General features: G+C 72.2%; 20 protein-coding genes. 6 read left to right on the top strand and 14 right to left on the bottom strand.

What is annotated here, in order from left to right:
* Window positions 1-72 precede the first annotated feature (72 nt).
* Together ABZV00_RS06545 and ABZV00_RS06540 are read right to left on the bottom strand one after the other, a co-directional pair.
* Window positions 73-477 carry a roadblock/LC7 domain-containing protein gene (locus ABZV00_RS06545; protein ID WP_007455462.1) on the bottom strand — a complete coding sequence of 135 codons (405 nt, stop codon included), beginning with the start codon at window positions 475-477 and terminating at the stop codon, window positions 73-75.
* Entirely contained in the window at window positions 474-4,061 is a 3,588-nt protein-coding gene (locus ABZV00_RS06540; RefSeq protein ID WP_355602408.1) for a nitrate- and nitrite sensing domain-containing protein, read from the bottom strand. Before ABZV00_RS06540 ends, ABZV00_RS06545 begins: the two co-directional genes overlap by 4 nt.
* Window positions 4,062-4,254: 193 nt before the next feature.
* Between ABZV00_RS06540 and ABZV00_RS06535 the strand changes: the two genes are divergently transcribed.
* Window positions 4,255-4,857, top strand: coding sequence for an ATP-binding protein (locus ABZV00_RS06535; protein ID WP_355602406.1), 603 nt, complete (start codon window positions 4,255-4,257; stop codon window positions 4,855-4,857).
* A gap of 4 nt (window positions 4,858-4,861) precedes the next feature.
* On the opposite strand, the gene ABZV00_RS06530 is transcribed toward ABZV00_RS06535, so the two are convergent.
* From ABZV00_RS06530 to ABZV00_RS06515, 4 genes are all read right to left on the bottom strand, one after another.
* A complete protein-coding gene (locus tag ABZV00_RS06530) occupies window positions 4,862-5,941 on the bottom strand; it encodes an adenosine deaminase (protein ID WP_355602404.1) in 1,080 nt (359 codons plus the stop codon).
* 155 nt (window positions 5,942-6,096) lie between these two features.
* Window positions 6,097-6,510 carry a PPOX class F420-dependent oxidoreductase gene (locus ABZV00_RS06525; RefSeq protein ID WP_355602402.1) on the bottom strand — a complete coding sequence of 138 codons (414 nt, stop codon included), beginning with the start codon at window positions 6,508-6,510 and terminating at the stop codon, window positions 6,097-6,099.
* Window positions 6,507-7,076 carry an NAD(P)H-dependent oxidoreductase gene (locus ABZV00_RS06520; protein WP_355602400.1) on the bottom strand — a complete coding sequence of 190 codons (570 nt, stop codon included), beginning with the start codon at window positions 7,074-7,076 and terminating at the stop codon, window positions 6,507-6,509. Before ABZV00_RS06520 ends, ABZV00_RS06525 begins: the two co-directional genes overlap by 4 nt.
* On the bottom strand, window positions 7,064-7,711 hold the full coding sequence (locus tag ABZV00_RS06515; protein WP_328426293.1) for a hypothetical protein: 648 nt from the start codon (window positions 7,709-7,711) through the stop codon (window positions 7,064-7,066). The genes ABZV00_RS06520 and ABZV00_RS06515 overlap by 13 nt, the downstream gene beginning before the upstream one ends.
* A 41-nt stretch (window positions 7,712-7,752) precedes the next feature.
* Between ABZV00_RS06515 and ABZV00_RS06510 the strand changes: the two genes are divergently transcribed.
* The 5 genes from ABZV00_RS06510 (at window position 7,753) to ABZV00_RS06490 (ending at window position 13,289) form a co-directional block, all read left to right on the top strand.
* Window positions 7,753-8,226 (top strand): MarR family transcriptional regulator, encoded by a 474-nt coding sequence (locus tag ABZV00_RS06510; RefSeq protein WP_355602398.1) that lies wholly within the window; start codon window positions 7,753-7,755, stop codon window positions 8,224-8,226.
* A 114-nt stretch (window positions 8,227-8,340) separates the two neighbouring features.
* Entirely contained in the window at window positions 8,341-10,518 is a 2,178-nt protein-coding gene (locus tag ABZV00_RS06505; RefSeq protein WP_355602397.1) for an MMPL family transporter, read from the top strand.
* Window positions 10,515-11,732, top strand: a complete 1,218-nt coding sequence (locus ABZV00_RS06500) for a sensor domain-containing protein (protein WP_355602395.1) — start codon at window positions 10,515-10,517, stop codon at window positions 11,730-11,732. Before ABZV00_RS06505 ends, ABZV00_RS06500 begins: the two co-directional genes overlap by 4 nt.
* Window positions 11,720-12,364, top strand: coding sequence for a response regulator transcription factor (locus ABZV00_RS06495; protein WP_328423387.1), 645 nt, complete (start codon window positions 11,720-11,722; stop codon window positions 12,362-12,364). Before ABZV00_RS06500 ends, ABZV00_RS06495 begins: the two co-directional genes overlap by 13 nt.
* A 1-nt stretch (window position 12,365) precedes the next feature.
* Window positions 12,366-13,289, top strand: coding sequence for a putative RNA methyltransferase (locus tag ABZV00_RS06490; RefSeq protein ID WP_355602393.1), 924 nt, complete (start codon window positions 12,366-12,368; stop codon window positions 13,287-13,289).
* Window positions 13,290-13,328: 39 nt separating this feature from the next.
* Here ABZV00_RS06490 and ABZV00_RS06485 read toward each other — a convergent pair whose 3' ends face one another.
* From ABZV00_RS06485 to ABZV00_RS06450, 8 genes are all read right to left on the bottom strand, one after another.
* On the bottom strand, window positions 13,329-14,009 hold the full coding sequence (locus ABZV00_RS06485) for a DUF4272 domain-containing protein (protein WP_355602391.1): 681 nt from the start codon (window positions 14,007-14,009) through the stop codon (window positions 13,329-13,331).
* A 111-nt stretch (window positions 14,010-14,120) separates the two neighbouring features.
* Window positions 14,121-15,404: a thymidine phosphorylase gene (locus ABZV00_RS06480; protein ID WP_355602389.1), complete on the bottom strand. Its 1,284-nt coding sequence runs from the start codon at window positions 15,402-15,404 to the stop codon at window positions 14,121-14,123.
* 167 nt (window positions 15,405-15,571) lie between these two features.
* A complete protein-coding gene (locus ABZV00_RS06475) occupies window positions 15,572-16,276 on the bottom strand; it encodes a cytidine deaminase (protein WP_355602387.1) in 705 nt (234 codons plus the stop codon).
* Window positions 16,277-16,350: 74 nt separating this feature from the next.
* A complete protein-coding gene (locus ABZV00_RS06470) occupies window positions 16,351-17,631 on the bottom strand; it encodes an ABC transporter permease (RefSeq protein ID WP_328423380.1) in 1,281 nt (426 codons plus the stop codon).
* Window positions 17,632-17,634: 3 nt separating this feature from the next.
* Window positions 17,635-18,990: an ABC transporter permease gene (locus ABZV00_RS06465; RefSeq protein WP_355602385.1), complete on the bottom strand. Its 1,356-nt coding sequence runs from the start codon at window positions 18,988-18,990 to the stop codon at window positions 17,635-17,637.
* On the bottom strand, window positions 18,987-20,579 hold the full coding sequence (locus ABZV00_RS06460; protein WP_355602601.1) for an ABC transporter ATP-binding protein: 1,593 nt from the start codon (window positions 20,577-20,579) through the stop codon (window positions 18,987-18,989). The genes ABZV00_RS06465 and ABZV00_RS06460 overlap by 4 nt, the downstream gene beginning before the upstream one ends.
* A gap of 255 nt (window positions 20,580-20,834) precedes the next feature.
* A complete protein-coding gene (locus tag ABZV00_RS06455) occupies window positions 20,835-21,902 on the bottom strand; it encodes a BMP family ABC transporter substrate-binding protein (protein WP_328426289.1) in 1,068 nt (355 codons plus the stop codon).
* A 277-nt stretch (window positions 21,903-22,179) separates the two neighbouring features.
* The gene (locus ABZV00_RS06450) at window positions 22,180-22,521 is read right to left on the bottom strand and encodes a hypothetical protein (RefSeq protein WP_328423376.1); all 342 of its coding nucleotides are present in this window, start codon (window positions 22,519-22,521) and stop codon (window positions 22,180-22,182) included.
* Window positions 22,522-22,581: the final 60 nt, after the last annotated feature.

Below are 22,581 nucleotides of genomic sequence, written 5' to 3'. Positions count from 1 at the left end.
GTACCGGCTCCCACCGGTGACACCCGTCGTTGTTGTCGTTGCAGTTGCGCCGACCTCACGATCGGCGCGACGTCAGCCCAGCATTCCCGCGGCCGCACGCGGCTGCGGGGTCAAGGCGTCGCCCACCCGGTCGACCAGCAGCGCCATCTCGTAGCCGACCTGCCCGACGTCAGAGCTGCGGGCGGCCAGTACGGCGAAGGACGAGCCATCCGAGATGGACATCAGGAACAGGAAGCCATTGTCCATCTCCACGACGGTCTGCAGTACGGCGCCTCCCTCGAAGCAGCGAGCCGCCCCCTGGGTCAGGCTGACCAGACCGGACGCGATCGCGGCGAGCTGGTCGGCCCGGTCCCGTGGCAGATCCCGTGACGACGCGAGGAGCAGGCCATCCGCCGAGACGGCGACCGCATGCGCGACACCGGGAACCCGGTCGGCGAAGTTGGCCAGCAGCCAACCAAGATCCTGCGTAGTTGTCATCCTTCTTGCTCCTTCTGCCCGCTCCCGGCCGCTGAGCCTGAGCCAGACTGCGAGGATTGCTGCCCTCCCGGAGTCGCCTCCGGGCTGGTCGGGTTGTCCGAGGTGCTACGCCCTCGCTGCACGCCCCGGTGGTAGGCGGAGAGCAGGCCACGGACCGCCTCCGGGGAGCGCCGCTGGACCGAGGTGGTGGGCTTCTCCACCGCGCCTGGCACCAGCTGCGCCATCGGCTTGCGCTTCGGCAGACCGGTCGTGGTGGTCTCGCTCACTGGCGCCGTGCTGGCCGCTGCCGTGGCGGCACGCCAGCCGTCGTCGGCGGCGGTCTGCCAGCCGTTGGTCTGCTGCGGTTGGGGCCGGCGGGTCGGCAGGCTCTCGGCGAGGCTGGGGCGAGCGCCCCCGTTCGCTGTAGACCCGTTGTCCCGCGGCGCTCCTCCGGCCGTCGGAGTGTCTGCCATCGGCGTGTTACCTGTCGTCCCGGGTGGTGTCTTGTGGACGGCCCGACCGCTGGCCTCGACCGTAGCGAACTGCTGTGTCGCGGTGCCGCCGTTCGCCGCCGGCTGGGCTGCCGGGGCCGCCGCCTCATCCGTACCCGGCCGGCGGGTACGGAACCAGGCCGACTCGAGCTCCCGGAAGATCGGCAGCTCCATGGTCTCGTCCGCGTACCGCTGCCTGTTCTGGGCCTGCGGCTGGCGCGGCGCGGGCCGGCTCTGCGCCGGTGCCGGCGGGGTCGGTGCCGGCGGCTGGGCCGCGGCGGCCGACTGCTCGGGTCGTTGCACCCGTGGCAGTTCCGTCGTCATGTCCAGGGCGGCGGCGAGCCGCTCGGGAACCGGCGGGGTCGCCGCGTCCCGGTCGCCACCCGGCACCGGTGGCCAGGCCGGCGGTGCGGGCGCGCTGGGCGTCGACGCGGGCGGGGCGGATCGGGGCGCGAAGCCGCTGAACGACTGGCCGGAGGCCGGTGGCGCCGAGTACGGCTGACCGGACGCCGGGGTGGCCGAGACCGGCGACGCGGACACCGGAGGGCCGGCGTACGGCTGCCCGGAGGCCGGGGCGGCGGACACCGGCGCACCGGTGTACGGCGCACCCGAGTACGGCTGCCCGGAGTACGGCTGGCCGGAGGCTGGCGAGGCGGAGACCGGCGCACCGGAGTAGGGCTGCGCAGAGACCGGCGGCAGTGGCGGCGCGGAGACCGGCGGCGGCGAGTACGGGCGCGTCTCCGGGCTGCTGGGCAACTGCCTCGGGATGGCCTGCTGCTGACCGGTGTTCTGGGGTTCGTCACCGGACCGGCGCTGCGGCAGCGGGTCGATCGGCTGGCCGTCGGCTGTCCGCGGGGTGAACCCGTCCCCGCCGTTCGTCCCGGCCGCACCGGTCAGGTCCGACCAGGCCGGCATCGAGCGGTACGCACCGGTGTTGGCGGGGGTGCCGGCGCCGTTGCGCGAGGCCGGATCGAACGGGCGACCGCCCAGGGTGACCTGGTTGCCGGACTCGCTCGGGCGAGGGCCGTTGCCCAGTGCGGGCAGCGCGCCGAAGGCCGGCGCGGGCCCACCGTGCTGCTGCGGGCCGCCGGCAGCCGGCAGCGCCGGCGGCTGCTGCACCCGGCCGGAGAGCGCCCGGGGCACCAGCACCGAGGTCGGCAGGGTCACGTCGGCGACCGTGCCACGGTCACCGCCGGGACGCAGCTCGACCCGGACCCCGTGCCGGGACGCCAGCCGGGCGACCACGACCAGGCCCATCATTCGGGACACGGCCACGTCCACCTGCGGCGGCGTGGCGAGCCGCTCGTTGAGCTCGTACAGCTGCTCGCGGCTGATGCCGATGCCGCGGTCCTCGACGTAGAGCGAGGCACGGTCGCCGACCCGGCGGGCCTCGACCATCACCTGCGAATCCGGCGGGGAGAACGCGGTGGCGTTGTCGAACAGCTCGGCGACGAGGTGCACCAGGTCGTTGACCGCGTGCGCGGCGACCTCGATGTCCCGGTCGATGACACCGAACTCGATCCGGGTGTAGTGCTCGACCTCGGACTGCGCGGCGCGCAGCACGTCGATGAGCGCAGCCGGCTCGCGCTGGACGCGGGTGGAGTCGGCGCCGGCGAGCACCAGCAGGTTCTCGTCGTTGCGGCGCATTCGGGTGGCCAGGTGGTCGAGCTGGAACAGCTCGGCCAGCCGGTCCGGGTCTTCCTCGCCGCGCTCCAGCCGGTCGAGGTGACCGATGAGGCGGTCGACCAGGATCTGCGAACGGCGGGCCAGGTTGACGAACATGGTCGCGACGGAGGCGCGCAGCGCCGCCTGCTCGGCGGCCGTCCGGACGGCCTCCAGGTGGACGGCGTTGAACGCCTCGGTCACCTGGCCGAACTCGTCCTTGCTGCGGACCGGCAGCGGCTCGGCGATCTGGTTGGCCAGCTGCACCGGGGACAACTGCCCGACGACCTGCGGGTCGCGCAGCCGGGCCACCGCCTGCGGCAGACCGTACTGGGCGACGGAGAGGGCGCCCTGCCGCAGCTCACGCAGCGAGCGGGCCATCGAGCGGGCGACCAGGTAGGCGAAGAGGATGGCCAGCAGCAGCATGCTGAGCAGCAGGCCGGTCTCCAGGAACACCTGGCGCTGGACGTCCGAGCGCAGGTTGTCGGCCTCGGCGACCACGTCGCGGTCGAGCTTCGTCTCGACCGAGCGGATCAGCTTGGCGTTGGCCGTCATGGCCGAGTCCCACTGGTCCGGACCGAAGATCGCGCCGCGCATGTCGCCGGTGGTGTTGCCGTCCATCCAGCCGATGTAGTTCTGCGCCTCGCGGCGGTCACCGCCGGCGATCGTCTGATCGTGGAACGCGGCCTCTTCAGGCGTGGCGACGGCCTTGAAGCTCTGCTCCGCCTGCTGCTGGCCGGTGCCGCTGGCGATGTAGTCGGTACGCAGCACCGGGGTCAGCTGCTTCTGGTCCAGTGCGCGGTGCACGACGACCCGGCGTACGGAGAGGAACTCCTTCTCCCGGGCGACTGCCGCAGCGGCTCGCATCCGGTCGCTCAGCTCGTTGTTACCGGCGAGCTGGGTGGCCGACTCACGGATGGCGAGCAGGTTGTTGATCAGACCCTCGTATGCCTGGACGGTCTCGGTGAGCTTGAGCTTGCTGTTGTACACCTGGCTGCGGGCGCCCGGCAGATCCTTCAGGTCCTGGTCGATCTGGTCGAGCAGGCCCTCCAGGCTGGCTGGCAGGTCCTCGATCTCGGCCCGCTGTTGCAGGTAGGGACCCTTCGCCTGGTCGACCCGGGAATTCACCCGGTTGTAGGCCTCCTGGTACTGCGCCTTCGGCTGCAGCCCGTCCGCCGCGGACAGCAGCACGGCCGCCGTCCGCTCGTCCTGCAGCGTGTCGACCAGGTCACCCGAGTAGCTCGACAGGTTGGCCAGGTCGCCGGCCCGGTTGGCATTGTTGAGGGTCTCCAGGTGGTCGACCAGACCACTGGTACCCACAACGACCGTGGCGATGGTCGGCACGATCATGATGAGACCGAGCTTGGACCAGATCGGCATGTCCCGGAGCCGGCTGGCCGGCCGGCGCAGCCGCGACAGGAAGGAGCCCGCCGTCTTTGGCCGTTTGCTCACGTCACCGCCCTCGCGATTACAGCTTCAGCGCGTTGCCCCGGGCAACGCCCAGCGACCGACCCGGCGGGTCGGACCCCCGAGATTCCACCATGTCGCCCGGCAAGAAGAAAGCCCAGGTTGTCACCGGCCGAATGTGTGATGAGATGTTGATACGATTTGATAGCAGTCCGTCTGGCCGGAGTAACTGAAGGTAATGGAACATCCGCACCGCGTTGTCCTGCTCGCCGGCCCTTCTGGCTCCGGAAAGTCCTACATAGCACAGCAAACCGGCCTACCGGTGCTCTGCCTGGACGACTTCTACAAGGACGGCGATGACCCTACGTTGCCGCACCGAAACGGTCAGGTCGATTGGGAATCACCTGAGTCGTGGGACGCCCTGACCGCGGTGGAGACGATTGCCCGCCTCGCCCGCGAAGGTCGGGCGGAAGTGCCGGTTTATGCGATCGGCGCAGATCGACGGGTGGCCACCCGGCCATTTGACGTCGCCGGATCGCCACTTTTCGTGGCCGAAGGGATCTTCGCCGCCGAGATTGTCGAGGAGTGCCGGCGCCGAGGGCTGCTCGCTGGCGCGTACGCGCTGCGTCGCCCGCGCGGCGCGACCTTCCTGCGCCGGTTGGCCCGCGACCTGTCCGAGCAGCGCAAAGCGCCCCGCGTGCTGGTCCGACGCGGCGTGACGCTGCTGCGCGCCGAGCCCGCGGTGTTGCGCCGGCAGACCGGGCTGGGTGCGGAGGCGGCCCGGGCCCGGGAGGTGCTGCACCGCGTGGCCGGCCTGCTCGCCGGCCACCCGCGCGGCTGACCGGTCAGGGCAGCAGCTTGGCGTACGCCGGCTTGATCACCTCATCGATGATCCGCAGCCGCTCGTCGAACGGGATGAAGGCGCTCTTCATCGCGTTGATGGTGAACCACTGCAGCTCCCGCCAGCCGTAGCCGAACGTCTCCACCAACAGCGCCATCTCCCGGGACATCGAGGTGCCGCTCATCAGCCGGTTGTCGGTGTTCACGGTGACCCGGAAGCGCAGGTCCCGCAGCAGGCCGATGGGATGGTCCGCGATCGAGTCCACCGCACCGGTCTGCACGTTCGACGACGGGCACAGTTCCAGCGGGATCCGCTTGTCCCGGACGTACGCGGCCAGCCGGCCGAGCACCGGCACCCCGCCCGGGGTGATGTCGTCGACGATCCGTACCCCGTGGCCGAGTCGGTCCGCGCCGCACCACTGGATCGCCTGCCAGATCGACGGCAGGCCGAACGCCTCGCCGGCGTGGATGGTGAAGTGGAAGTTCTCCCGCTGGAGGTACTCGAAGGCGTCCAGGTGCCGGGTGGGCGGGAAGCCCGCCTCGGCGCCGGCGATGTCGAAGCCGACCACCCCGCTGTCCCGGTGCCGCACGGCCAACTCGGCGATCTCCTGCGAGCGGGCCGCGTGCCGCATCGCGGTGAGCAGAGTGCCCACCCGGATGCTCAGACCCGCCTCGACGGCCTGGGCGGTGCCCTCGGCGAACCCGCCCAGCACCGCCTCGACCACCTCGTCCAGGCTCAGGTCCTGTTCGAGGTGCTGCTCCGGGGCGAAGCGCACCTCGGCGTAGACCACGCCGTCGGCGGCCAGGTCCAGCGCACACTCGCGGGCCACCCGGCGCAGCGCCGGCGCGGTCTGCATGACCGCCACGGTGTGCGCGAACGTCTCCAGGTAGCGCTCCAGGGAGCCGGAGTCGGCCGCGTCGACGAACCAGCGCCCGAGCGCCTCCGCGTCGGTGGTGGGCAGTTCGTGGCCCACCTCGGCGGCCAGCTCGACGATTGTCGCCGGCCGCAGCCCGCCGTCGAGGTGGTCGTGCAGCAGCGCCTTCGGGACCTTGACGATGTCCTCGTAACGGATAGTCGCGACCATGCTCAGACCCTAGTCTGCCGCACCGGGCCGGCCGACGGGACCGGCACGGACCGGTGGTCGGTGCCGCGACCCGCCGGCACCAACTTCCGCACCGTTCCGGCCGGACGCCCCGCGTCGCCCGGCCGCAACGGCCGGCATGGCCTGACCGGCGCCGGTCAGGGACGCCAGCCGTACACCCGCTCGACGGCGAGCCGGAGCACCAGCCGGCCGTCAGCGACCATCGCCGCCCGGTACTCGGCCCAGTCGGGGTGCTCGCCGCGGATCCGCCGGTAGACCTCGACCAGTTCCTCGACGCCTGCGTCGTCGGGCGCCGCCGCCGGCGGGGTGAATGTGACCACGCCCTCCGCGACCGCGTACGCCCCGCCGTCGGCGGTGGTGACGTGCAGGCTGGCCCGGGGATCGCGGCGCAGGTTGCGCACCTTGGCCCGGTCGCCGGTGGTGGAGCAGCGGATCAGGCCGGGTTCGGCGAGGTAGTCGAGGTTGGACAGCTGGGGCCGCCCGTCGCGGCGCAGGGTGACCAGCACGCCCCGGCCCCGCTCCCCGAACAGCTCCCACAGCCGTGCGTTCACGCCGGCACCCGCAACGGGGCGAGGGCGGCGGCGAGCCGGTCCAGCTCGCCGAGCATCGCCTCGGCGGCGGCGTCACGCGCCGGGTTCGGCACCAGCTCGCCGGCGTCGTCGAGGGCCTCCCGCAGGAACACGGTCACCGCCTCGTTGGCCGGCATCATCTTGAGGGTGGTCACCACCTGCTTGATCATCTGGACTGCGCGCAGGCCGCCCGAGGTCATGCCGTAGCTGACGAAGCCGACCGGCTTGTACTGCCACTCGGTGTAGAGGTAGTCGATCGCGTTCTTCAGCGGCGCGCTGAAGCCGTAGTTGTATTCCGGCATGACGAAGACGAAGGCGTCCCCGGCGTCGACGGTGGCGCTCCACTCCCGGGTGTGCCGGTGCAGGTAGTGACCCTCGGAGGGGTGGTGCGGCTCGTCGTGGAAGGGCAGGCCCACCTCGGCGAGGTCGACGAGGCGTACGTCGTCGAAGGCGTCGTGTGCGGTGGCGATGGCGGTGAACCAGTCGCCGATCCGGCGGCCCACCCGGCCGGGCCGGGTGCTGGCGACGATGACGGTCAGGCAGGGCATGGCGGTGTCGCTCCTGTGGTGGCGGGCCGGCGCGGGGCCGGCACGGTGAACGTGGGGATGAGGCGCTGCGCCAGCGGTCCGATGCTGACGGCGAAGAGGAGGGTGCCGGGTCCGACGGTGCCGCCGAGCGCCCAGCCCAGCGCGAGCACGCCGAGCTCGATGGCCGTGCGTACCCGCCCGATCGGCAGGCCGCGGGCGGCCAGCCCGGTCATCAGGCCGTCGCGTGGCCCGGGCCCGAGGCGGGCCCCGAGGTAGAGGGCCGTGGCGAACCCGTTGAGCAGGATGCCGGCGACCAGCAGGCCGATCCGGCCGGCGACCGGGGTCACCGGCGGCAGGACGGCGAGCGCGGCGTCGGCGGTGAACCCGACCACCACCGCGTTCGCGAGGGTGCCGACCCCGGGGCGCTGCCGCAGCGGGATCCAGAGCAGCAGCACGACCACGGCGACCAGGTTCACCACCTGGCCGAGGGGCAGCCCGGTCCGCTCGGCCAGCCCTTGATGCAGCACGTCCCAGGACGCGAGGCCCAGGTCGGCGCGGACCATCAGGGCCACGCTGACGCCGAACAACACGAGGCCGGTCAGCAGGCGGACCAGCCGGCCCGGCAATCTGGTTGACATGTCACCAACCTTAGGCAGTGGATTGATGACATGTCAACCAGATGGCTAGGATGGTCGGCATGGACGAACCACGCTGGCTCGACGAGCAGGAGCAGAGCGCCTGGCGGGGCTACCGGCAGATGCGCCACCTGCTCGACCTGGAACTGGCCCGCGAGCTGATGCGGGACGCGGGGCTCTCCGAGCCCGACTACGACGTCCTCTCCGACCTGTCGGAGACTCCCGACCAGCGGCTGCGACTCAGCGAACTGGCCGACCGGATGCTCTGGTCACGCAGCCGACTCTCCCACCACCTGACCCGCATGCAGCAGCGCGGCCTGGTCACCCGCGAGGAGTGCGCGACGGATGGGCGGGGCGCCGTCGTCGCGCTCACCGCCGAGGGTCGACGCGCCATCGAGGCGGCGGCCCCCGGCCACGTGGCGGCGGTCCGCCGGCACTTCATCGACCTGCTCACCCCCGACGAGATCGTCGCGCTGGACGCGCTGACCCACCGCGTGGTCGACCACCTGACCGGCCCGGACGATGCGCGGCGGTGACCGATGGTGGTGCAGGCACCACCATCGGACCGGCGTACGCGCACCATCGAAGTGACCCGTCCGGCTGCCTAGCGTCAACGGCATCACCAGAAGCCGACGCGGGGAGAGTTGCACGTGTTCACCACATTGGCCACAGCGGTGGTCCGCCGTCCGGGTCGGGTGATCGCCGGCTGGCTGCTCGCCATCGCCGCGCTCACCGCCGCCACCTTCGCCGTCTACGGGCCGACCGGACCGCGCCCCGCCGACAGCCAGGCCGACTTCCTGCCGGCCCGGTACGAGTCCGCGCAGGCCGCCGGCATCGCGGCGCGGATCTTCCCCGCGCAGCCCGGCAGCAGCGCGGTGCTGGTCGTCCGCCGGGCCGACGGGGCCCCGCTGACCGCCGACGACAGCGCCCGCATCGACCGGCTGCCGCAGGAGCTACGGGTCGCCGGCGTCACCGAGGTGACCCCCGGCGCGGTCGCCCCGGACGGGCGGCTGCGGCTGGCCGAGGCCCGCCTGTCCGGGGACGCGTACGAGGAGACCACCATCGCGGCCGTCGGGCGGCTTCGGGACGCCACCGACGACGCGCTGGCCGGCAGCGGACTGGTCGCCGGCTGGACCGGGGAGGCGGCCGGCGCCGCCGACAGCTTCCTGCTCGACATGATCGTCAACGGCGCCATGATGCTGGTGATCCTGCTCCTGCTGCTCGTCGTCTTCCGCAGCCCGACGATCGCGCTGGTCAACCTGTTCCTGGTGCTGCTGGTCGCGCAGGCCGCCACCGGCCTGCTCGCGCTGGGCGGAAAGGTCTTCGGGTACGCCCTGGACAGCTCCACCACGGGCCTGCTCCCGGTCGTGCTGCTCGGCATCGGCACCGACTACGCGGTCTTCCTGCTCTTCCGCTACCGGGAACGGCTGCGGGCCGGCGAGGACCGGCGCGCAGCGATGGTCCACGCGGTCGGCCGCATCGGCGGCCCGGTCACCGTGTCCGCGCTGGTCGTGGCGGTGGCGTTCGGCGCGTTGGTGCTCTCCCAGCTGGCCTCCTTCCGGGTGCTCGGGCCTGCCCTGGCCGTCGCCGTCCTGCTCATGGTGGCGGCCGCGCTGACGCTGTTCCCCGCGGTCTACTCGCTGCTCGGCCGCCGGGCGTACTGGCCGGCGAAGCTGGTCGCGTCGGGTGACGGCGGGACGCCGGGTGACGGTGCCGCCGCGCCGACCGGTCTGGCGGCCCGCGCCGGCCGGCTGGTCGCCCGCCGGCCCGCCCGGGTCGTGCTGGCCACGGTCGCCGCGCTCGGGCTGCTCGGCCTCGGCGCGCTGCACCACCGGCCGAGCTACGAGATGGACGCGCTGCCGCCCGGCTCCGAGTCGGCCCGGGCCCTGGACTGGCTCCGCTCCGGGCTGCCGGCCGGGACCCTCTCCCCGACCGTCGTCTACCTCACCGGGCCCGGGGTGGACGCGATCACCGCCGAACGGTTCGCCGCACGGCTCGCCGAGGTGCCCATCGTGGCGGCACCGGGCGGGGTCGAGGTCAAGGGAGACGTGGCCCAGGTTCAGGTGCTGCTCGCCGAGCCGCCGTACTCGCAGCGCGCCATGGACGCGGTGGAGCACCAACTGCGGCCGGCCGCGCACGCTGCGGCGCCGCCCGGCACCCAGGTGTACGTCGGCGGGGAGACCGCCACCTTCGCCGACATCCGGACCGTGCTCGACGAGGACCTCCGGCTGGTCTTCCCGGTGGCCGCCGGGCTGATCGGGCTGCTCCTGCTGCTGATGCTGCGCGGCCTGCTCGCCTCGCTGGGACTGCTCGCCGCCGTCGCGCTCGGCTTCGCCGCCACCCTCGGCACCAGTGTGCTGGTGTTCCAGGTCCTCGGCGGGCAGTCCGGGCTCAACTTCCAGCTGCCGCTGGTCGTGTTCCTCTTCGTCACCGCGATCGGAACCGACTACAACATCCTGATGGTCGCCCGGCTCCGGGAGGAGTTGCGCGCGGGACGCTCGCCCCGCCAGGCCGCCGAGGAGGCGGTACGGCGGGCCGGGCCCGCCGTCGCCGCGGCCGGGGTGATCCTGGCCGGCAGCTTCGGGGTGCTCGTGGCGTCGCCGATGATGGCCCAGATCGGGCTCGCCGTCGCCGTCGGCGTACTGATCGCCACGTTCGGGCTCTCCTGGTTGCTGGTGCCGGCGTCGACCGCGCTCACCGGCCGGGTGGCCTTCTGGCCGGCCCGTACCCGTCCCGAGCCCGGTGCGGCCACCCTGCCGGCGGGCGACATGGCCTCGGCCCCCGCGCTGGCGGCGGACGCCGTGACGGCTGGGACAATGGCCCGATGAGCGGGGTGCGGCGGGCCTGGGGCGAGCTGAACCAGTTGGCCGTCACGGCAGGGCTGGCCTGCGCGGGTATCGGCTTCGCGCTGGCCACGCTCCTGACCGCCGGGCTCAGCCTGCTCGGCATCGGCCTACCTCTGCTCGACCGCACCCTCACCGGCACCCGGGCGCTGCTGGAGCGGCAGCGTCACCGGGTGCCCGACCCGCCGATCCGGTCGGCGTACCGGCCGGTGTCGGGCGGGCTGACGGCCCGGCTGCGGACGATGGCCGGCGACCCGGCCACCTACCGGGACCTCGCGTTCCTGTTCGCCCACTTCGCCTACGCCCCGGTCGCCGTGGTGCTCGCCGTGGGTATCTGGCTCGGCGCCGCGCAGGGCCTCGCCATGCCGGCGATCCACACCGTGGCGCCCGGCGCCGTCGACAACTACCTGGGCCTGCCGATCGACTCGCTGGGCAACGCCGGGCTGGCCGTGGTGCTCGGGCTGCTGGTGGGGGTCGGGGCGTACTGGCTGCCCCGGGGGCTGGTCCACCTGGACGAGGCGCTGACCCGTGCGCTGCTCGCGCCGACCGCCCGGGCTGCCCTCGCCGAGCGGGTGGTGGAACTGGCCGACACCCGCGCCCAGAGCGTCGACGCGCAGGCGGCCGAGCTGCGCCGCATCGAGCGGGACCTGCACGACGGCGCGCAGGCGCGGCTGGTCGCGATGGCGATGAACCTCGGCCTCGCCGAGGAGCTGCTGGCCCGCGACCCGGAGGCGGCCCGCGGGCTGGTCACCGAGGCCCGTACGAGCGCCGGCACCGCCCTGTCCGAGCTGCGCGACGTGGTACGCGGCATCCACCCGCCGGTGCTGGCCGACCGGGGGCTCGCCGGCGGCCTCGCCGCCCTCGCCCTCGGCGCGGCCCTGCCGGTCGACCTGGACGTCGACCTGCCCGATCGGCTGGCGCCCCCGCTGGAGTCGGCGCTCTACTTCACCGCCGCCGAGCTGCTCACCAACGCGGCCCGGCACAGCGGGGCGGAGCGGGTGGCGATGCGGCTGCGCCGGGTCGGCACGACGGTCCGGCTGACCGTCTCCGACGACGGCCGGGGCGGCGCCGACCCGGAGCGGGGCACCGGGCTGGCCGGCATCCGGCAGCGGCTCGCCGTCTTCGACGGCCGCGTCCGGATCAGCTCGCCGGCCGGTGGGCCTACCGTGGTCGACGTGGAGCTGCCGTGCGAGTCGTGATCGCCGAGGACCTGGCACTGCTGCGCGACGGGCTGATCCGCCTCCTCACCGCGTACGGCGACGAAGTGGTGGCCGCCGTGGAGACCGGCGACGAACTGCTCGCCGCCCTGCTGGAGCACCGTCCCGACGTGGCGGTGGTGGACGTCCGCCTCCCGCCGACCCACACCGACGAGGGGCTGCGCGCCGCGCTGACCGCCCGGGAACGGCTTCCCGGCCTGCCGGTGCTGGTCCTCTCCCAGTACGTCGAGCAGCTCTACGCCCGGGAGCTGCTCTCCGACGGCGCCGGGGCAGTGGGCTACCTGCTCAAGGACCGGGTGGCCGACGTGACGCAGTTCGTCGCCGCGGTGCACCGGGTCGCCGACGGCGGGATGGCGATGGACCCCGAGGTGATCTCGCAGTTGCTGGCCCGGCCCGCCCGGGCCGCACCGCTGCGCCGGCTCACCCCGCGCGAGCACGAGGTGCTGGCGCTGATGGCCGAGGGACGCTCCAACGGCGCGATCGCCCAGCGCATGGTGGTCACCGAGAAGGCGGTCAGCAAGCACATCAACTCGATCTTCGCGAAGCTCGACCTGCGCGACTGCGACGACGACCACCGCAGGGTCCGCGCGGTGCTGACCTACCTGGACGCCTGACGTGGACCCCCGCATCGTCGACCGGCTCCGCTGCCCGGTCTGCGCCGAGCCGCTGGCCGAGGTCGCCGCTGGCGGTGCCAGCGCGCTGCGCTGCCCGCGCCGGCACAGCTTCGACGTGGCCCGCCACGGCTACGTGAACCTGCTCGCCGGCCGCGCCCCGCACGTCGGGGACACCGCCGAGATGGTGGCCGCCCGCGCCGACTTCCTCTCCGCCGGCCACTACGACCTGGTCTCGACCGCCCTCGCCGCCGCCGCGACACAGGCCGTTGAGCACCCGGCCGGGGAGCACTTGGCCGAGGAGCACGAAGCCGGGGAGCACGAAGCCGGGGAGCACGCCGTCGGGTCGTACCCCCTGGTGGTGGATGCCGGGGCGGGGACGGGCCGGCACCTCGCGGCGGTGCTGGCGGCGCTGCCGGACGCCGCGGGTCTCGCCCTGGACGTGTCGAAGCCGGCGCTGCGCCGGGCCGCGCGGGCGCACCCGCGCGCGGCGGCGGCGCTCGCCGACACCTGGCAGCGGCTGCCCCTGGCCGACGCCGGCACGGCCGTGCTGCTGAACGTCTTCGCCCCGCGCAACGGGGCGGAGTTCCACCGGGTGCTCGACCCGGCCGGGTCCCTGCTCGTGGTGACGCCGGCCGAGGACCACCTCACCGAACTGGTCGGCGCCCTCGGCCTGCTGCGGGTGGACCCGGCCAAGGCCGACCGGGTCGCCGAGAGCCTCGGGGGGCACTTCACCCCGGCGACGTCGACCGTGCACCGGCGGGAGCTGGCACTGACCGGCCCGGAGGTCGCGACGCTGGTCGGGATGGGCCCCAGCGCCTGGCACACCGACCCGGCCGGGCTCGCCGCCCGGGTGACGGCCCTCGCCGAGCCGGTACGGGTGACCGTCGCGGTGCGGCTGACCGTCTGGCGCCCGATGCCCCGCTGACCGCCCGCCGCTTCCCGTGCCGGCACCCGACCCGGCCGGTCAGGTGGAGAGGTCGACCTCTTCCCAGCCGGGGGGCTCGTCGTGGTACGGCCCGCGCAGGATCACCGCCCACTCCAGCGCCCAACGCCGCTGCCCGATCGCGTTCGCGTCGACCAGCCCGGGCACCGGCCGGCCGCTCCGCTCGGTCTCCAGGTACGCCCAGTCCAGGCAGTAGTGCAGGTCGAGCAGGGCGGCCACATCGGCGGGGTGCTGCGGCGCAGTGAGGATCCGGGATCGCCAGTGCGGGAACATCTCCCCCGCGGCGATGTGCGGCAACCGCTCCATCAGCTGCTCGTCCACGGCGAGGGTCGGGTCGAGCTGCTTGGTCAGCCCGAGCACCCAGGCGAGCGCGAAGAGCGCGTCGTGGTGCAGCACGAACGAGCGGTGGTCGCCCTTGCCGCCCATCACGAACTGCCACTCCGGCGGGGTGACCATCTCGACCAGGTGCGAGCCGAGCAGCCAGCTCATCGCCGCCTGCGGGGGCATCCCGAAGCAGCGGGCCAGGATCAGGTGCAGCACGGCGATCCGCGCCTCGATCTCCGCCGTGGGACGCAGCTCGATCTTGTCACCCGGCTCCCAGACGAGCGGGAACTGGGCCGGCGGCAACGGCAGGCCGAGCCGGGACAGCTCGTCCAGGCTCGCCTCGCGCACCTCACGGGGGTTGGGGGCAGATACGGTCACGGCGGAGTCTTCCTGTCTGCTCGCGACGGCTCAAGGCCGGCTATCCCCCTTGGCCTGCGAGAATAGCGCCCCCTGGTGACGGGCACCACGCGACCCCGACTCCGCGCTTGGTCAGCCGATCCGCTCGATGACCAACGGCGTCGCCGCTGGTGCGGTCGGCGCGATCCGCACGGCACCGGCAGCCTCTGCCAGCGCCGCCGGGATCCGCGCCGGGTCCTCGGCGCGCAGCTCGTAGAGGGGGTCGCCGGCCCGTACCGGGTCGCCCGGCCGCTTGTGCAGCACCACCCCGGCCGGCACGCTCACCGGGTCCTCCTTGCGGGCCCGGCCCGCGCCGAGCCGCCAGGCCGCCACCCCCATGGCGTACGCGTCGACGGCCGCGACGTGCCCGTCCTGCTCGGCGCGGACCACCTCGACCTCCGTGGCGGCCGGCATCGGCGCGTCCGGGTCGCCGCCCTGCGCCCGGACCATCGCCCGCCAGGAATCCATCGCCCGGCCGTCCCGCAACGCCGCCGCCGGGTCGGCGTCCGGCAGCCCGGCCGCGTCGAGCATCTCCCGAGCCAGGGCCAGCGTCAGCTCCACCACGTCGGCCGGCCCGCCACCGGCCAGCACCTCGACCGACTCGGTCACCTCGACCGCGTTGCCGATCGCCAGGCCGAGCGGCGTGGACATGTCGGTGAGCAGGGCGACCGTCCGGACGCCGTGCGCGCCGCCCAGCTCGACCATGGTGCGGGCCAGCTCGCGGGCCTGGTCGACGGACTTCATGAAGGCGCCGGAGCCGACCTTGACGTCAAGGACCAACGCCCCGGTGCCCTCGGCGATCTTCTTGCTCATGATCGAGCTGGCGATCAGCGGGATCGCCTCCACCGTGCCGGTCACGTCGCGCAGCGCGTACAGCTTGCGGTCGGCGGGGGCGAGCCCGGCGCCGGCCGCGCAGATCACCGCGCCGACGTCGCCGAGCTGCGTGATGAACTCGTCGTTGCTCAGCGCGGCCCGCCAGCCCGGGATGGACTCCAACTTGTCCAGCGTGCCGCCGGTGTGGCCGAGGCCGCGCCCGCTCAGCTGCGGCACGGCCGCGCCGCACGCCGCCACCAGCGGGGTGAGCGGCAGGGTGATCTTGTCGCCGACGCCGCCGGTGGAGTGCTTGTCGACGGTCGGGCGACGCACCGCCGAGAGGTCCAGCCGCTCACCGCTGGCGATCATCGCGGCGGTCCACCGCGCGATCTCCGGCCCGGTCATGCCGTTGAGCAGGATCGCCATGGCCAGCGCCGACATCTGCTCGTCGGCGACCACCCCCCGGGTGTACGCGTCCACCACCCAGTCGATCTGCGCGTCCGACAGCACACCCCCGTCCCGCTTCACCCGAATGACATCAACAGCAGCAAAACCACTACTCATCAGAAGATCTCTCTAGTCGTATCGAGATACCGGCCCGCAACCGTGACCGACGTACGGCCGTGCCCACGACGGGGCCGGGGCCGACCGTGCCCGGCGGAGGGATCAAGCCCGACCGCCCGGAGCCGGGCACGGTCGGCCCCGGCCCCAAGCGCAACCAGCAACAAAGATCAAGACCAGCGAACCGGGATCTCCATCGGCGGCTCACCCTCACCGGCCCAGAAGATGGTCCCGGTCGCGTCGACCACCACCACCCGGGGCGTCCGGGCCATTCCCCAGGTGATCGCCTCTGCGGGGTCGTCCCAGCTCGGGGCCTCCTCCAGCACACCGGTCTCGGCGCCCGCGTCGTCCCCGGCCGACCGCTCCCAGTACGCCGTCCAGACCTGCTGCCCGGCGGACATGTCCGGGTGCACGAAGACGGTGCCGCGTCCACGCCAGGCGGCCAGCCGCTCCGGAACCACCGGCACCGGCGTCTCGCCCGTCACCGCCTCCAGGTCCTCCACGCCGAAGGCGTGTGGCAGCAGCTCGGACATCCGCAGCGGGCGGTCCCTGGTCTCGATCAGGCACTCCGGCCCACCGTGCTCCCAGAGCAGCTGCCGGCATCGGCCGCACGGCATCAGCGGCTCACCCGTGGCGTCGACGCAGGAGAGCGCGACGAGCCGACCGCCGCCGGTGGCGTGCAGGCTGGAGACCACCCCGCACTCGGCGCAGAGGGTCACCCCGTAGGCGGCGTTCTCCACGTTGCAGCCGACCACCACCCGGCCGTCGTCGACCAGAGCGGCCGCACCGACCGGGAACGTCGAGTACGGCGCGTACGCGTGCCGCATCGCATCCGTGGCGGCGGCGCGCAGGCGCGCCCAGTCGATCTCGGTCATCCCATCATTCTGCCGCACCGCCATCGTGGCCTGCGGCGGGACCACCTCGGCCCCGCCGCGTCGGCCACCGGGCGTCAGCCCTTGATGTACGGCTTGCCGTCGGCGGCCGGTGCCCGGACCCGGCCGACCAGCCCGGCCACCGCCAGGATCGTCGCCAGGTAGGGCAGCATGGCCAGGAACTGGCTGGGGATCGCGCTGTTGATCGCACCGAGATAGGTGGCGAGCTGGTCGGCGAAGCCGAAGAAGAGCGCGGCGAGCAGCGCCCCGGTCGGGTTCCACCGGCCGAAGATCAGCGCGGCCAGCGCGATGAAGCCCTTGCCGCCGATCATGTTCTTGGTGAACGAGTAGAGCGCCAGCGTGTAGGAGGCACCGCCGATGCCGGCGACCACACCGGCCAGCAGCACGTTGCGGTACCGCACCCGCAGCACCTTGACGCCGAGCGTGTCGGCGGCGGTCGGGTGCTCACCGACCGAGCGGGTACGCAGCCCCCACCGGGTGCGGAACAGCGCGATGTGGATCACCAGCACCAGGAGCAGGCCGAGGTAGAGGAAGATGTTGCCGCGGAACAGCGCCGGGCCGAGCACCGGGATGTCCTTGAGCAGCGGGATCTCCCAGTTGCTGAACCGGGGAGCGCTGTTGTACCGCTCGATGTTGGTCTGCATCAGCCGCTCGTAGAGGAAGCCGGTGACGCCGACCGCGAGCAGGTTCAGCACGATGCCGATGACCACCTGGTCGACCAGGTAGCGGATGGCGAAGATGGCCAGCAGCAGCGAGATGAACGCGCCGCCGAGGGCGGCGGCCACCAGGCCCACCCAGACGTTGCCGGAGATGCTGCCGAAGAGCGCGCCGCTGAACGCGCCCATCAGCAACTGCCCCTCGATGGCCACGTTGACCACACCGGAACGCTCACAGAGCACGCCGGCCAGCGCACCGAAGATCAGCGGCAGAGCCAGGATGAAGGTGCCCCGGATGATGTTGACCAGCGGCATGAAGTTCTGCCCGGTCGGCGCGGCGGAGACCTGCCAGCAGAGGAACGACAGGACGAAGCCGATCAGCCCGACCCCGAGCACGGTGGTGAACCAGCGCTTGGGCACCCCGGCGAGCAGGGCCGCGCCGGCGGCGATCGCGATGATCCCGAACAGGATCGCGCCGATCGTGCCGTTGATCTCCAGCGCGGCGCCGCCCGCGTCATCGCTGAGCGTGAACCGGGCCTGCTGGTCGGTGGCGAGCGCGCCGAAGAGCACCGCCGAGAGCAGGCCGAGCGCGAGCAGCACGAGGCCGACCTTGCGGTTCCGGGTCCAGAAGCCCTCGTCGACCGCGGCGACCGCCACGTCGGGGACAGCCATGGTGGACATGAGTTACCAGCCCTTCGCCAGGCTCGTCTGCAACCGGGCTGCTCGTGCGGCCCGGAGCTGGAAGATCGCCTTCACCAGGGCGGGCGCGGCGATGAAGATGACGATCAGGGCCTGGAGCACCGTGACCAGCTCCAGTGAGATCCCCGAGTACGACTGCATCCGGTTGCCGCCGGCCTGTAGCGCCCCGAACAGCAGCGCCGCCAGCAACACCCCCCAGGGCTTCACCCGCCCGAGGAGCGCCACCAGGATGCCGTCGAAGCCGATCTGCGCGACCACCAGCGGGGTCAACGCGCTGGCGGTGGAGCCGAGCACCATGTTCGAGCCGCCGAGACCGGCCAGGATCCCGGCGAAGACCATGATCAGGATGTACGTCCGGGTGACGCTGATGCCGGCGGTGCGGGCGGCGTCCGGGTTGGCACCGACCGCGCGCAGCTCGAAGCCGAGCGTGGAGCGGTTGAGCAGCCAGGCGACCGCCCAGGTGGCCAGCACGGCGAGCAGGATGCCGGCGTGCACCCGCAGGTTGTCGCCGAGCAGCCGGGGCAGCTGCGCGGAGCTGTCCACCGCCTTGCTGATGGCGTCGGTACGGTTCGGATCCTGCACGCCGTTCTGCACGATGAGCCAGGTCAGGAAGTACGTGGCGACGTAGTTGAGCATGATCGTGTTGATCACCTCGTGCGCACCGGCACGGGCCTTGAGGATGCCGGGGATGAAGCCCCAGATCGCCCCGCCCAGAGCGCCGGCCAGCACCGCCACCAGCAGGTGCAGGCCGGGCGGCAGCGGCAGCAGGAAGCCGGCCAGCGCGGCGAAGATCACGCCGATGGTGGCCTGGCCCTGGGCGCCGATGTTGAACAGGCCGCCGCGGAAGGCCAGCGCCACCGACAGGCCGGTGAAGACCAGCGGCGCGCTGTAGGTGAGCGTCTCGGAGATCGGCGCGAGCACGGCCTCCCAGCCGTTGGTGCCGTTCAGCCAGCCGGAGAACGTCTCCGGGTCGAAGATCGAGCCCTTGAACAGGTTCGCGTACGCCTCGCTGACCAGCGTCCAGCTCGAATTGAGCGCGTCGGACGGGCGGGAGGTGATGTACGAGTAGGTGGCGAGCACGTCCGGATCAGAGATGATCATCAAGACCGCGCCGACCACGATCGCCAGCACCAGCGACAGCAGGGTCACCGTGAAGGTGTTGGCCGCCCAGAGGTTGTCCAGGAACAGCCGGCCCAGGGCGGGCTTCGGCTCCGGCGCCGACCGGCCGGGCGCGGTCGCCGACTCGGCCTGTTCGGTGTTACCCAGAGCGGTCTGCGCGGCCTGCGCCTCGCTCGCCGGTTCCTTGTCCGGCGAGCCGGACTGCGGGTTGGGGTCGCTCATTCCTCGTCCTCGCTCGCGGGGCTTGCGGCGCTCGCCGGGCCCCCGTCGGTCACCGTGCCGTCGGTCGGTGCACCGTCGGTGGCCGTGCCGTCCGTGGCCGTCCCGTCGGTCGGCGCGGCGCCCGCACCGCGCTCGGGAAGCGCGTCCGGGCTGATGCCGGCCATCAGCAGGCCGATCTCCTCGCGCGGGGTGTCCGGGCCGACGATGCCGATGATGCGGCCCCGGTACATCACCGCGATCCGGTCGGCCAGCCCGATCACCTCGTCGAGTTCGCTGGAGACCACCATGACGGCGGTGCCGATGTCCCGCTCGCGGATGATCCGGCTGTGGATGAACTCGATCGACCCGACGTCGACGCCGCGGGTCGGCTGGGCGGCGATGAAGAGCTTCAGCGGCCGGGACATCTCCCGGGCCACGATCACCTTCTGCTGGTTGCCGCCGGAGAGGGTGCCCACCGGCGCGTCGGCCGATGAGGTGCGTACGTCGAACTGCTCGATCCGCTCCTTCGCCGACGTCGCGATCGCGTCCGGCTTGAGCGCGAGCCCGGCGCCGAACGGCGGCCGGTCGTAGATGTCCAGCACGAGGTTCTCCGCGACGCTGAACTCCTTGACCAGGCCGTCCACGCTGCGGTCCTCGGGCACGTAGCCGACGCCGGCGCGGAGCACCTTCTTGGTCTTCCAGCCGTCGATCCGGTCGCCGGCCAGGCTGACCGTGCCGGCGAGCAACGGGCGCAGGCCCATGATCGCCTCGATCAGCTCGGTCTGGCCGTTGCCCTGTACGCCCGCCACGCCGAGCACCTCGCCCGCGCGCACGGTCAGGTCCACGCCGTCGACCGCCCGGATCTGCCGGTCGTCGTCGACGACCAGCCCGGCCACCTCCAGCACCGGCTCGCCCGGCGTGGCCGGGGACTTCTCCACGGTGAGCCGGACGTTGCGCCCGACCATCAGGGCGGCCAACTCGTCGCGACTGGCCTCCGGCAGGGCGGTGCCGACGGTCTTGCCGCGCCGGATCACGGTGATCCGGTCGGCGATCGCCTTGACCTCGCCGAGCTTGTGGGTGATGAAGACGATCGACTTGCCGGCGGCCTTGAGCGACCGCATGACCGTCAGCAACTCCTCGGTCTCCTGCGGGGTGAGCACCGCCGTCGGCTCGTCCAGGATGAGCAGGTCGACATTGCGGGTGAGCGCCTTGACGATCTCGACGCGCTGCTGGATGCCGACCGGCAGGTCCTCGATCACCGCGTCCGGGTCGACCCGCAGGTTGTAGCGCTCGGACACCTCGGCGACCTCGCGCCGGGCCCGCCGCCGGTCCAGGAAGCCGGCGATGCCGCCCCGGACCTGCTCGGCGCCGAGCATGATGTTCTCCGCCACGGTGAAGACCGGCACCAGCATGAAGTGCTGGTGCACCATGCCGATCCCGGCGGCGATCGCGTCGGACGGGCCCTTCAGCTTCAGCGGCTTGCCGTCGACCAGGATCTCGCCCTCGTCGGGCTGGTAGAGCCCGTAGAGGACGTTCATCAGGGTCGACTTGCCCGCGCCGTTCTCGCCGAGCAGGGCGTGAATCTCTCCAGGCTCGACCGTCAGATCGATGTGGTCGTTGGCGACCAGATCACCGAACCTCTTGGTGATGCCGCGCAGTTCGAGTCTCAGCGCAACCTCCTGGAGTGCGAGCGATGGTGCAGCGTAGCTGCCGTTGACCGAGCCGGACTGGCCCGGTCACCGTGGCGCGCGATCGGCCGCTCCGGCCCCACGGGTGGTTAACCCGCGGCGCCGGAGCGGCCGGATCGGTCGTACCTGTCCCCCGCCGACCCTCCCGATGATCTCATCGGAGGGACCGGCCGGTCGTCACTTGGTCGGCTGGGCCTTCGAGGTGACGGTGATGGTGCCAGCGGCGATGTCCGCCTTGATCTTGTCGACCTCGGCCTTCAGCTCGGCCGGAACCTTGCTGTCGAAGTCGTGGTACGGGGCGATCGAGACACCGGTGTTGGCCAGGGTGCCCACGAAGCCCGGCTTGGCCTGCAGCTTCTCGCCACCGGCAGCCTTGAGCACGGCCTCCTTGACGGCCTCCGGGATGTTCTTGACGACCGTGGTGATGATCGCGGAGCAGTCCGGCGTGCTCTCGCAGCCGTCGACGTCCACCCAGATGGTGTTGTACTTGCCGCCCGAGGCCTTGGCCGCGGAGGTGGTGCCGAGGCCGGCGCCGCCGGCGACCGGCATGATGATGTCCGCGCCCTGGGCGACCAGCGCGTCGGAGACCTTCTTGCCCTCGTCCTGCTTGGCGAAGTCGTTGGTGAAGGAACCCTTCTGGGTCTCCTTGTTCCAACCCAGCGCCTGGACGTTCTTGCCCTTGGTCTGGTTGTAGTACGCCACGCCGTCGACGAAGCCATCCATGAAGATGGTCACCGGCGGGATCGGCAGGCCGCCGTAGGTGCCCACCTTGCCGGACTTGCTCATCCCGGCGGCCAGGTAGCCGGCCTGGAACGCGGCCTGCGCGGTGTCGAACTGCATCGGGTAGACGTTGGCGTCACCCGGGTTGGCGTCGACGATGCCGAACGTCTGGTTCGGGTTGGCCTTGGCGATCTTCGAGGTGGCGTTGGCCATCAGGCCACCGACCGCCAGGATGAAGTCGCACTTCTGGTTGACGTACTGCGTCAGGTTCGGCTCGTAGTCGGCCTCGGCCTTCGACGCCACGAACTTGGTCTCGATGTTGCTGTTGGCGGCCTTGGCCTCCTCGAGACCCTTCCAGGCCGAGGTGTTGAACGACTTGTCGTCGATGCCGCCGACGTCGGTCACCATGCAGGCGCTGAACTTCTTGGCGCCACTGCCGGCGTTGTTGTCATCATCGGGGGCCTCGCCACACGCGGCGGCGCTGAGCACGAGCCCACCCACCGCGAAGATCGAGGCGATCCGCATCCCACGCACCGAGCGCAAGACGTCTCCTTCCCATTGCACACCGCGCCTAGTGCGGTGGCAGCCCATCAGCCGACCTGCGGTGTGCCGCCGGCTGTCCCACGTTACGGACGGGAGCGTACGCCCGCGCCCACCCACCGGCCGACAATCGTGCACGACTGTTGAGCGCCTGTTACCCGCGTGTAACCCTTGCGTGGGGCAAGTCACTCATCGTGCTGGTAGGCGAGCAGCCGAGGCGCCCTCAAAGTCCCGTTTTCGAGGGGCGTCCCTTCGTCGGACGTTACCGCCAAAAGACCGCGACCGCCGCGTTGACCAGGGTCAGACCGGCGATCGCGAGGAAGTGGCCGCGGTTGACCGCGTCCCGCTTCCGGGAGAAGAAGACCATGACGAAGATCAGCAGCGCGAGCACCAGCTTCGTCACAATTTTCGCCGGTGCCGGCTCGTCACCGTCCCGCAGCGGGGCGGAGAGCCCGATCCCGGTCAGCAGACCGATCACGGACCCCCACAGCATGGCCGGGTTGATCCGTAGCCGGCCGCTGACGTACTGGGCGATCGTGCCGCCGAGCAACAGGGCGAACCCGATGAGATGGACATAGAGGAGAGTCAGTCTCAGTGCTTCCACGCCGCCCATCTTCCCCTATCAACGACAGTTTGTAGTAGCCCGGTCGTGGCACTCGGCGCG

The sequence above is a fragment of the Micromonospora sp. NPDC005173 genome (assembly GCF_040608515.1).
GTDB lineage: Bacteria > Actinomycetota > Actinomycetes > Mycobacteriales > Micromonosporaceae > Micromonospora.
Note: the sequence above shows the minus strand (reverse complement) of the source record. Positions and strands in the feature narration are given on the sequence as shown.

Coding starts and splice junctions, on each gene's coding strand:
- ABZV00_RS06545 (WP_007455462.1), bottom strand. CDS start 477: ATGACAACTACGCAGGATCTTGGTTGGCTGCTGGCCAACTTCGCCGAC.
- ABZV00_RS06535 (WP_355602406.1), top strand. CDS start 4,255: ATGGAACATCCGCACCGCGTTGTCCTGCTCGCCGGCCCTTCTGGCTCC.
- ABZV00_RS06530 (WP_355602404.1), bottom strand. CDS start 5,941: ATGGTCGCGACTATCCGTTACGAGGACATCGTCAAGGTCCCGAAGGCG.
- ABZV00_RS06520 (WP_355602400.1), bottom strand. CDS start 7,076: ATGCCCTGCCTGACCGTCATCGTCGCCAGCACCCGGCCCGGCCGGGTG.
- ABZV00_RS06510 (WP_355602398.1), top strand. CDS start 7,753: ATGGACGAACCACGCTGGCTCGACGAGCAGGAGCAGAGCGCCTGGCGG.
- ABZV00_RS06500 (WP_355602395.1), top strand. CDS start 10,515: ATGAGCGGGGTGCGGCGGGCCTGGGGCGAGCTGAACCAGTTGGCCGTC.
- ABZV00_RS06480 (WP_355602389.1), bottom strand. CDS start 15,404: ATGAGTAGTGGTTTTGCTGCTGTTGATGTCATTCGGGTGAAGCGGGAC.
- ABZV00_RS06475 (WP_355602387.1), bottom strand. CDS start 16,276: ATGACCGAGATCGACTGGGCGCGCCTGCGCGCCGCCGCCACGGATGCG.
- ABZV00_RS06470 (WP_328423380.1), bottom strand. CDS start 17,631: ATGTCCACCATGGCTGTCCCCGACGTGGCGGTCGCCGCGGTCGACGAG.
- ABZV00_RS06465 (WP_355602385.1), bottom strand. CDS start 18,990: ATGAGCGACCCCAACCCGCAGTCCGGCTCGCCGGACAAGGAACCGGCG.
- ABZV00_RS06455 (WP_328426289.1), bottom strand. CDS start 21,902: ATGCGGATCGCCTCGATCTTCGCGGTGGGTGGGCTCGTGCTCAGCGCC.